At 69.7% G+C, this 1,530-nt stretch carries 1 protein-coding gene; it reads right to left on the bottom strand.

Annotated features, from left to right (window positions below; genetic code table 11):
* The coding region (locus tag AB0K51_RS34805; protein ID WP_363462294.1) for a hypothetical protein at positions 1-1,530 on the bottom strand (1,530 nt) is incomplete at both ends.

Here is a 1,530-nt window from a genome sequence, read left to right on the forward strand (position 1 = left end):
TACGGGACCACTCCACGACCCGGCGGCCCGGGTCGCCGACCACCCGCGCGTACCAGCCGGGAAACTCCTCACCCACCGGGTGATCGGCCGGCACCCCCGGCACACTCATCTTCAAGCCGAACACTGCCTTGGGTTTGCCGACCGGGCAGAGCTGCTGCGTCGTGGGCTCGTCGAGGGATTTCTCGAACCGCTCGCCGACGGCGTTGGTGAACCTGACCTTGCTGCCGACCAGCTCGCCCTTCAGCGCCTGGTACGTGAACCGGGCACGCTCGGCCTCCGAGCTCGGCAGCACGAACTTCCTGCCGTTGACGTTGACCCCGTCCATGGCCGCGACCACGTGGAAGGACTTCGGGACGCGCCCGAGGAAGGCGACCGCGGTCGTCCCGTCCGTACGCCCGCCCCCGACCGCCGGAGCCGCGCGCTCGGCGACGGGCACGGGGTCTGCGGCCCTGCGGCGGGCGTGTTCCTCCATCGCGATGCGGAACTTGTACTCGGCGGTCGGCTCGTCGAACGGCGTCACGTCGCCCTCTGGTGTGAAACCGTCGCCTTCCGTGCGGGACCACTCCACGACCCGGCGGCCCGGGTCGCCGACCACCCGCGGATACCAGCCGGGGAAGGCCTCGCCGACCGGGTGATCGGCCGGCACCCCCGGCACACTCACCGCCACGTTGGCGATCTTTTGGCTTCCGGGCTGGAGGGGCCCCGTGGTCTCGATCCTGTGCCCGAGGGTGGTCTCGAACCAATTGCCGGCGGTGTTGGTGAGCGTGACCTTCTTGTCAGTGCGCTTGCCCCGCAGTGCATTGTTCGCGAACAGTTTACGGCGCTCACCGTTCGGCAGTTTGAAGTTCTTGCCGTTGACGCTGACGCTGGTCGCGTTGGCGGTGGCGTAGAAGAGTTCCGGGATGCGTTCGCGGAAGTTCTGCGGGCCGGTCGGGGCCGGCGGGTCGGTGAACGGCCGCTTGGCCTTCTCCGTCGCGATCCGGAACTTGTATACGGCGGTCGGCTCGTCGTACGGCGTCCCGTCGCCCTCGGGTGTGAAGCCGTCGCCTTCCGTGCGGGACCACTCCACGACCCGGTGGCCGTCCGCGCCGGCCAACCGCGCGTACCAGCCGGGAAACTCCTCACCCACCGGGTGATCCGCCGGCGCCCCCGGCACACTCATCTTCACGCCGAACACCGTGGTGTTTTCGCCGGCCGGCCAGACCTGCTGCGTCGCGGACACCTCGAGGGGTCCCTCGAACCACTCGCCGACGGCGTTGGTGAACCTGACCTTGCTGCCGATGATCTCGCCCTTCAGCGGCTGGTGCGCGAACCGGGCAAGCTCGGCCTTCGATGTCGGCAGCGCGAATGACCTGCCGTTGATGGTGACCGTGTCCTTTGACGCGGCCACGTGGAAGGCCTTCGGGAGGCGTCCGAGGAAGGCGACCGCGGTGGTCCCGTCCGTGCGTCTGCCCCCGACGACCGGACCCGCGGACAGGAGCGCCGGCACCGGGTCCTGGCCCGGGTGCCCACGGTCGTCGTCGATGTCCA

Source organism: Kitasatospora sp. NPDC049285, from assembly GCF_040678815.1.
Taxonomy (GTDB): domain Bacteria; phylum Actinomycetota; class Actinomycetes; order Streptomycetales; family Streptomycetaceae; genus Kitasatospora.